This is a genomic window from Arthrobacter sp. 2MCAF14, assembly GCF_052115645.1.
In the GTDB taxonomy this organism is placed as follows: Bacteria; Actinomycetota; Actinomycetes; order Actinomycetales; family Micrococcaceae; genus Arthrobacter.
In genome coordinates, this window is record NZ_JBFRHB010000079.1 from 1 (window position 1) to 9,360 (window position 9,360).

The window sequence follows — 9,360 nt, forward strand, 5'->3', positions numbered from 1 at the left end:
GGTCCCATTCCGAACCCGGAAGCTAAGACCCACAGCGCCGATGGTACTGCACCCGGGAGGGTGTGGGAGAGTAGGACACCGCCGGACAACCATTAACGGYCAGGCCCCGACACCACGTGTCGGGGCCTGACCCATTTAAAACACCCCCGACCCACAACCCACCCCTGCCCACCTGGTTCCCACCAACGCCCGCTCACCTATCGGGCGATTTCCGCAGACGCCCGCTCACCTATGGGCCGGAAATCCCAAACCCCGGCTCACGTATGGGCCGGAAATCCCAAACCCCGGCTCACGTATGGGCCGGAATCCCAAACCCCCGCTCACGTATGGGCCGGAATCCCCAAACCCTCGCTCATCTATGGACCCCTCCGACATGCAGGTTCGCGGCACCCGTACAATGTCAGGATGAGTAGCATGCAACAGGTTACTCCTGGAGTGTCTCTGACAGCGCAGGCCACAGATATGCTGCGGGCAGCAATCACATCCGGCGAGATGACGCCCGGGGAGCACTATTCCGCGATCGGGCTAGCCGAGAGACTCGGAGTGTCCAGGACACCGGTACGTGAGGCCCTGCAACTGCTCGAAAAGGAGGGCATTGTCCGGATCGAGAAGAACCGCGGTGTCCGAGTGCTGCAGATTTCACTTGATGAGATTGTGCAGATCTTCCAGATCCGAATTCTTCTTGAGCCCCCTGCTGCAGCACGTGCCGCCGAGGTTATCAACAAGGATGACTTGGAGCATTTCCGGGTGCTGCACGGGCGCATTCTGGATGCTGCAGCCGGCGACGATGGTCCCGGCACCCTGCAGGCGGACAAAGAGTTCCATTTGTTTCTCATGGGATTGGCGGGTAATCCCCGGCTAACGGCGCTGGATGGTGAACTCCGCAATCTTGTTATTGCGCAAGGGTTGGTAACCATCCCTTCAATCCGAAGCAGCCAGGACTTGGCCAACGACCGTCGAGGCATTCTCGAGGCATTGGAGCGACAGGACCCGCAGGCTGCGGCGGTTGCGGTTCGCGAACATGTCACCCGCACCGCCCGGCTTCTCATTAGAGGTGTTTGCGCGAAGACGCCCGGGCTGTCCGCCGATGCGTATCTTACGAAGCTGGATCAGCTGACGAAATTCCGCGGCTGACTTCGATACGACGAAGAAGTGTTTACACGCCGGGAACCTTCCCCTACAGTTGCATGCAACATACAACCATCGAAGGAGATGCGTCGTGACGTCCACAGGGGGGAGCCCAAGCGGTTTGCCGCAGCCTTTGGCGGGAATACGGATCGCGGACTTTTCGCGGGTTCTAGCCGGACCGCTGTGCTCCATGATGTTGGCCGACTACGGTGCCGAGGTCATCAAGATCGAAGGTCCTGCCGGCGACGATACCCGGGCGTGGATCCCGCCTGTGGAAGCCGATGGGACCGGCACCTATTTTGCAAGCGTCAACCGGAACAAGAAATCCGTTGTTGCCGATCTCAAGTCCGATGAGGGGTTGAGCTGTGCCCGTGCCCTCGTGGCCGGTTGCGACGTTGTCATCGAAAACTTCCGTTCTGGTGTCATGGCGAAACTCGGGATGGATTATCAGACCATCTCCGAGAGCCGGTCGGACATCGTTTATTGTTCAATCTCGGGCTTCGGGGCCGGCGCCGGCGCAGATCTGCCCGGCTATGACCTGCTCGTGCAGGCGCTTGGCGGTCTGATGAGTATCACCGGCCACCCGGAAGGAGAACCCAGCAAGGTTGGGGGTGCCCTGGTTGACGTCCTCACCGGGCAGAATGCCCTAGCGGGGATCCTGATGGCGCTGCGGGTACGCGATGCCACAGGGACCGGCCAGCAGGTGCAGGTCAACCTCCTCTCCTCGCTCCTGGCAGCATTGGTGAACCAGGGCGCGGCCACCTTGGCCACGGGTAATTCGCCTGGCAGGCTCGGCAATGCACACCCCAGCATCGCCCCATATGAGACATTCCGCACTGGCGGCGGCACGCTCGCCATCGCGGTCGGCAACGATCGGCAATTTGCTGCGCTGGCGTCAGTCCTAGGGCTCTGGGGTTTGCCCGAGCAAGCGAGGTTCCTCACCAACGAATGCAGAGTAGCGTCCCGTGAGGAGCTTCGTATTGTGATCGAGGCCGCCCTTCATGCTGACACTGCTGCGAATTGGCAACGGAAATTCCTCGTTGCAGGCGTTCCTGCGGGCAGGGTCAACAGCGTCAGCGAGGCTTTCGAACTGGCTCAGAGCCTGGGGCTGGAGCCGTCAATCGTTGTCACTGATCCCGGTACCGGCCGGGAGTCCCTGCAGCTGGCCAACCCCATCCGGCTGTCCGCAGCAGCACCGAGCTACCGGCAAGTTCCCCCGGCCCTTGGCGAGCACCAAGGGGCCACCGTCGCTGTCCATTCCCCAAACACTTCCGTGAAGGCGCATGAATGTCCGATATCAGCGATCTGATTGATTTTGATTCTCCTCTTAGCGCGGATGAACGTGCGCTGCGCGATTCGGTGCGCGCCTTCGTGAATAGCGAAATCAAACCACACATCGCAACCTGGTATGAAAAGGCCATTTTCCCGCTGGAACTGGTCCGGGCCTGGCCAAAATGGGCCTACTCGGCATGCAGCTGAAAGGCTATGGATGCGCCGGACGATCAGCCGTCGAGTACGGGCTGGCCTCAGCGGAACTTGAGGCCGGCGATTCCGGGCTGCGCACTTTCGTCTCGGTGCAGGGCTCATTGGCGATGAGCGCCATCTACAAGCACGGTTCGGATGAACAGAAAGCGGAATGGCTGCCGGCGATGGCCGCGGGGGAAGCGATCGGCTGCTTCGGACTGACGGAACCCACGGCGGGATCGGATCCGGGTGGCATGACTACCTTCGCGCACAGCGACGGAGGCGACTGGATCCTCAACGGGTCAAAGCGCTGGATCGGCCTGGCGTCGGTGGCCAAAGTCGCCATCATCTGGGCCCAGACCGACGACGGCGTCCGCGGCTTCGTAGTCCCAGCCGAGACCCCTGGATTCACGGCTACCCCCATCGAGCCGAAACTGTCCATGCGAGCCTCCATCCAATGCGACATCGAATTGTCCGATCTGCGACTGCCCGAGAGTGCGGTGCTGCCAAACGTCGTCGGGCTCAAGGGTCCCTTCTCCTGCCTGAACGAGGCACGCTATGGAATCATCTGGGGCGCCATGGGCGCCGCCCGCGATGCGTTCGAAGTAGCCCTCGACTACTCCAAGGAACGCCTGCAGTTTGGCAGGCCGCTCGCCGGTTACCAGCTAACGCAGCAGAAGTTGGTTGACATGGCTCTGGAGATCAACAAGGGATTCCTCCTCGCCCTGCACCTCGTGCGCATGAAGGACGGCGGCACTTTGCAACCGGACCAGATCTCGGTCGGCAAACTGAACAACTGCCGCGAAGCCATCAAAATTGCGCGGGAAGCCAGGACCATCCTCGGCGGCAACGGAATCACGCTGGACCACTCACCCTTGCGGCATGCCAACAACTTGGAATCGGTTCGCACCTATGAAGGCACCGACGAAGTCCACACCCTCATCTTGGGTAGCAAGCTGACGGGTATCGCCGCCTTCCGTTAGGCGGGGCCCGACGGCGGAACCCGAGTTCCGTCGTCGCCGTCGCCGTGGCGTACCGATCAGGTTTGTCGGTCAGCTTGAGCGGGGGAATAGCAGTCCGTCAGTGCTGGATTTGCGCAGGGTCCGGAAGCCGTGTAATGTCTTCTAAGTCGCCACGAGGGAGACAGCCTAGAGCTGGGAACCACGGGTGGCCAACCCCTTCGAATTGAGCCTAAAACGGCAGGTGCTTTGTGCGCCGCAATTCGAGGGGAATTCGAATTGTTACCCCGAAATTGGTTGAGATACTGATTTGCAAAGTGGTAATGATTCGGGTAACTTTGGGAAGTTGCTCCGGAGCGATCCTGGACCCTGTGGGGTGTGGGTGGTGCCGGGTGTGTCTGTTGTTTGAGAACTCAATAGTGTGCCAAGTTTGTTGATACCGATTTGTTTTTATGAATTGGTTGTTTTGGCTGGTCCTGTGTCACCGGATGGACTCGCGGCCTATCAGCTTGTTGGTGGGGTAATGGCCTACCAAGGCGACGACGGGTAGCCGGCCTGAGAGGGTGACCGGCCACACTGGGACTGAGACACGGCCCAGACTCCTACGGGAGGCAGCAGTGGGGAATATTGCACAATGGGCGAAAGCCTGATGCAGCGACGCCGCGTGAGGGATGACGGCCTTCGGGTTGTAAACCTCTTTCAGTAGGGAAGAAGCGAAAGTGACGGTACCTGCAGAAGAAGCGCCGGCTAACTACGTGCCAGCAGCCGCGGTAATACGTAGGGCGCAAGCGTTATCCGGAATTATTGGGCGTAAAGAGCTCGTAGGCGGTTTGTCGCGTCTGCTGTGAAAGACCGGGGCTCAACTCCGGTTCTGCAGTGGGTACGGGCAGACTAGAGTGATGTAGGGGAGACTGGAATTCCTGGTGTAGCGGTGAAATGCGCAGATATCAGGAGGAACACCGATGGCGAAGGCAGGTCTCTGGGCATTAACTGACGCTGAGGAGCGAAAGCATGGGGAGCGAACAGGATTAGATACCCTGGTAGTCCATGCCGTAAACGTTGGGCACTAGGTGTGGGGGACATTCCACGTTTTCCGCGCCGTAGCTAACGCATTAAGTGCCCCGCCTGGGGAGTACGGCCGCAAGGCTAAAACTCAAAGGAATTGACGGGGGCCCGCACAAGCGGCGGAGCATGCGGATTAATTCGATGCAACGCGAAGAACCTTACCAAGGCTTGACATGAACCGGTAACGCCTGGAAACAGGTGCCCCGCTTGCGGTCGGTTTACAGGTGGTGCATGGTTGTCGTCAGCTCGTGTCGTGAGATGTTGGGTTAAGTCCCGCAACGAGCGCAACCCTCGTTCTATGTTGCCAGCGCGTGATGGCGGGGACTCATAGGAGACTGCCGGGGTCAACTCGGAGGAAGGTGGGGACGACGTCAAATCATCATGCCCCTTATGTCTTGGGCTTCACGCATGCTACAATGGCCGGTACAAAGGGTTGCGATACTGTGAGGTGGAGCTAATCCCAAAAAGCCGGTCTCAGTTCGGATTGGGGTCTGCAACTCGACCCCATGAAGTCGGAGTCGCTAGTAATCGCAGATCAGCAACGCTGCGGTGAATACGTTCCCGGGCCTTGTACACACCGCCCGTCAAGTCACGAAAGTTGGTAACACCCGAAGCCGGTGGCCTAACCCTTGTGGGGGGAGCCGTCGAAGGTGGGACCGGCGATTGGGACTAAGTCGTAACAAGGTAGCCGTACCGGAAGGTGCGGCTGGATCACCTCCTTTCTAAGGAGCACCATTATCGCTCCCTGTCCGGCCGCATGGTTGGTCCGGGGGTGTGTGGAAGCAAAGCCCATTGCGCAGGCGTCTGTTCTGCGGTGGGTGCTCATGGGTGGAATATCAGCAGATAGCGGCCGGTTGGTTCTTTCCTGCCCCTAGTACGGATCTCTCTTTCCTTTTGGTTTGGGTGTCCTGGAACGGTGCGGGTGGGGGGTGAGCCGGTTTTCGTGTTTGGCACACTGTTGGGTCCTGAGGCAACAGGGCCGTGGCGTGGGGTGCGTGGCCTGTGAGGGTTGCGTGGTTCCGTGGTGCGGGTTTGTGTGTTTCTGGTTTCCTGGCTGCATTGTCTTCGTGCGTTTGGTGGTTGTCCCCTTTTTTTCCGGGGGTGGCCGGCGTGGGGGGGTGTGGTACGGGGTTGTTGTTTGAGAACTACATAGTGGACGCGAGCATCTGATACGGGCTGGCACTTTTTGGGTGTTTGGTTCGTGTCATACAGCAATTTCTTTTTATGAACCTGGATCCGGTCATGGTGTGCATCCTTTCGGGGTGTGCGGTGTGGCACGGTTTCTGTGGTTCTCTCGAGAAGTTTTTTGATCTTGTGTGGTCAAGTTTTTAAGGGCACACGGTGGATGCCTTGGCATTAGGAGCCGAAGAAGGACGTAGGAATCTGCGATAAGCCTGGGGGAGTTGATAACCGAACGGTGATCCCAGGATGTCCGAATGGGGAAACCCCGCCAGACGCGTTTTGCGTGATCTGGTGACCCGCATCTGAACACATAGGGTGCGTGGGGGGAACGCGGGGAAGTGAAACATCTCAGTACCCGCAGGAAGAGAAAACAAGAGTGATTCCGTTAGTAGTGGCGAGCGAACGCGGATGAGGCTAAACCGTTCCATGTGTGATAGCCGGCGGGCGTTGCATGGGCGGGGTTGTGGGACTTTCCGTACTGGTTCTGCCGGACCGGTGGGGTGAGAGCATGGACATAGGTGAACGGTCTTGAAAGGCCGGCCGGAGAGGGTGTTAGTCCCGTAACCGTAATGTTGTGTGCCGCCTGGAGAGGATCCCAAGTAGCACGGGGCCCGAGAAATCCCGTGTGAATCTGTCAGGACCACCTGATAAGCCTAAATACTTCCTAATGACCGATAGCGGACCAGTACCGTGAGGGAAAGGTGAAAAGTACCCCGGGAGGGGAGTGAAACAGTACCTGAAACCGTGTGCTTACAATCCGTCGGAGCCAGTCTGATTCTGGTGACGGCGTGCCTTTTGAAGAATGAGCCTGCGAGTTAGTGTTACGTCGCGAGGTTAACCCGTGTGGGGTAGCCGTAGCGAAAGCGAGTCTGAACAGGGCGAGTGTAGTGGCGTGATCTAGACCCGAAGCGGAGTGATCTACCCATGGCCAGGTTGAAGCGACGGTAAGACGTCGTGGAGGACCGAACCCACTTCAGTTGAAAATGGAGGGGATGAGCTGTGGGTAGGGGTGAAAGGCCAATCAAACTCCGTGATAGCTGGTTCTCCCCGAAATGCATTTAGGTGCAGCGTTGCGTGTTTCTTGCCGGAGGTAGAGCTACTGGATGGCCGATGGGCCCTACAAGGTTACTGACGTCAGCCAAACTCCGAATGCCGGTAAGTGAGAGCGCAGCAGTGAGACTGTGGGGGATAAGCTTCATAGTCGAGAGGGAAACAGCCCAGACCACCAACTAAGGCCCCTAAGCGTGTGCTAAGTGGGAAAGGATGTGGAGTTGCGAAGACAACCAGGAGGTTGGCTTAGAAGCAGCCATCCTTGAAAGAGTGCGTAATAGCTCACTGGTCAAGTGATTCCGCGCCGACAATGTAGCGGGGCTCAAGTACACCGCCGAAGTTGTGGATTTCAGATAGTAGACAAGCCTTCGTGGTTCAGTCGTCTGGAGTGGTAGGGGAGCGTCGTGTGGGCGGTGAAGTCGCGGTGTAAACCAGCGGTGGAGCCTACACGAGTGAGAATGCAGGCATGAGTAGCGAAAGACGGGTGAGAAACCCGTCCGCCGAATGATCAAGGGTTCCAGGGTCAAGCTAATCTGCCCTGGGTAAGTCGGGACCTAAGGCGAGGCCGACAGGCGTAGTCGATGGACAACGGGTTGATATTCCCGTACCGGCGAAGGACCGCCCATGCCAAGCGGGGGATACTAACCGCCCGGAGCCTGCCCAATCACCCTTGTGGTGTGCGGGTTTTGGCCGAGCGCGGGACCTGATCCCGGGAGGTAAGCGTATTAACAGGTGTGACGCAGGAAGGTAGCCGGGCCGGGCGATGGTTGCCCCGGTCTAAGGATGTAGGGTCAGCGATAGGCAAATCCGTCGCTGTGTCTTTGATGACGTTCCTGAGATCTGATGGGACCCCCGTCATGGGGGGATCCGGTGATCCTATGCTGCCTAGAAAAGCATCGGCGCGAGGTTCAAGCCGCCCGTACCCCAAACCGACACAGGTGATCAGGTAGAGAATACCAAGGCGATCGAGAGAATTATGGTTAAGGAACTCGGCAAAATGCCCCCGTAACTTCGGGAGAAGGGGGGCCCCAACCTTGAACACCACTTGCTGGTGGGAGGGGATCGGGGCCGCAGAGACCAGGGGGAAGCGACTGTTTACTAAAAACACAGGTCCGTGCGAAGTCGCAAGACGATGTATACGGACTGACTCCTGCCCGGTGCTGGAAGGTTAAGAGGACCGGTTAGCCGCAAGGCGAAGCTGAGAATTTAAGCCCCAGTAAACGGCGGTGGTAACTATAACCATCCTAAGGTAGCGAAATTCCTTGTCGGGTAAGTTCCGACCTGCACGAATGGAGTAACGACTTCCCCGCTGTCTCAACCATAAACTCGGCGAAATTGCAGTACGAGTAAAGATGCTCGTTACGCGCAGCAGGACGGAAAGACCCCGAGACCTTTACTATAGTTTGGTATTGGTGTTCGGAGTGGCTTGTGTAGGATAGGTGGGAGACGTTGAAGCCCGGACGCCAGTTCGGGTGGAGTCATCGTTGAAATACCACTCTGGTCACTTTGGACATCTAACTTCGGCCCGTGATCCGGGTCAGGGACAGTGCCTGATGGGTAGTTTAACTGGGGCGGTTGCCTCCTAAAAAGTAACGGAGGCGCCCAAAGGTTCCCTCAGCCTGGTTGGCAATCAGGTGTCGAGTGTAAGTGCACAAGGGAGCTTGACTGTGAGAGAGACATCTCAAGCAGGGACGAAAGTCGGGACTAGTGATCCGGCGGTACATTGTGGAATGGCCGTCGCTCAACGGATAAAAGGTACCTCGGGGATAACAGGCTGATCTTGCCCAAGAGTCCATATCGACGGCATGGTTTGGCACCTCGATGTCGGCTCGTCGCATCCTGGGGCTGGAGTAGGTCCCAAGGGTTGGGCTGTTCGCCCATTAAAGCGGTACGCGAGCTGGGTTTAGAACGTCGTGAGACAGTTCGGTCCCTATCCGCTGCGCGCGCAGGAAATTTGAGAAGGGCTGTCCTTAGTACGAGAGGACCGGGACGGACGAACCTCTGGTGTGTCAGTTGTACTGCCAAGTGCACCGCTGATTAGCTACGTTCGGATGGGATAACCGCTGAAAGCATCTAAGCGGGAAGCTCGCTTCAAGATGAGATTTCCATACACCTCGTGTGTGAGAGGCCCCCAGCCAGACCACTGGGTTGATAGGCCGGATGTGGAAGACAGGACTAAAGACTGTTGAAGCTGACCGGTACTAATAGGCCGACAACTTACACCACACAAACACGATCACTGCTTGCGTCCACTATGTGGTTCCCGAACAACAACCCGGCACCGGCTTGTTTGCTCCAGGAACCGAACAACTGAATAACAACACCACCATGTTGTAACCAGTCTTCCCACCCCGCACCGCGTGCGGGGGTCGGGTAACAGGGTTACGGCGGTCATAGCGTGGGGGAAACGCCCGGTCCCATTCCGAACCCGGAAGCTAAGACCCACAGCGCCGATGGTACTGCACCCGGGAGGGTGTGGGAGAGTAGGACACCGCCGGACAACCATTAACGG

At 58.2% G+C, this 9,360-nt stretch carries 3 protein-coding genes, 4 rRNA genes and 1 pseudogene; all 8 read left to right on the top strand.

The annotated features are described in order from the left end of the window. Positions 1–87, top strand: a 5S ribosomal RNA gene (gene rrf, locus AB4074_RS24445); the annotation flags it as partial. Between the two features lie 327 nt (positions 88–414). After that, the gene (locus AB4074_RS24450) at positions 415–1,134 is read left to right on the top strand and encodes a GntR family transcriptional regulator (RefSeq protein WP_441415701.1); all 720 of its coding nucleotides are present in this window, start codon (positions 415–417) and stop codon (positions 1,132–1,134) included. Between the two features lie 85 nt (positions 1,135–1,219). After that, positions 1,220–2,437, top strand: coding sequence for a CaiB/BaiF CoA transferase family protein (locus tag AB4074_RS24455; protein ID WP_441415700.1), 1,218 nt, complete (start codon positions 1,220–1,222; stop codon positions 2,435–2,437). Next, positions 2,416–3,011, top strand: a pseudogene (locus AB4074_RS24460) (acyl-CoA dehydrogenase family protein); the annotation flags it as partial. The gene AB4074_RS24455 and the pseudogene AB4074_RS24460, both read left to right, overlap by 22 nt. Before the next feature lie 21 nt (positions 3,012–3,032). Then, entirely contained in the window at positions 3,033–3,575 is a 543-nt protein-coding gene (locus AB4074_RS24465; RefSeq protein ID WP_441415702.1) for an acyl-CoA dehydrogenase family protein, read from the top strand. A gap of 283 nt (positions 3,576–3,858) precedes the next feature. Next, positions 3,859–5,338 (top strand): 16S ribosomal RNA (locus tag AB4074_RS24470). Between the two features lie 596 nt (positions 5,339–5,934). Further along, positions 5,935–9,074 (top strand): 23S ribosomal RNA (locus AB4074_RS24475). Between the two features lie 157 nt (positions 9,075–9,231). After that, a 5S ribosomal RNA gene (gene rrf, locus AB4074_RS24480) occupies positions 9,232–9,348 on the top strand. The last annotated feature ends 12 nt before the right edge of the window (positions 9,349–9,360 follow it).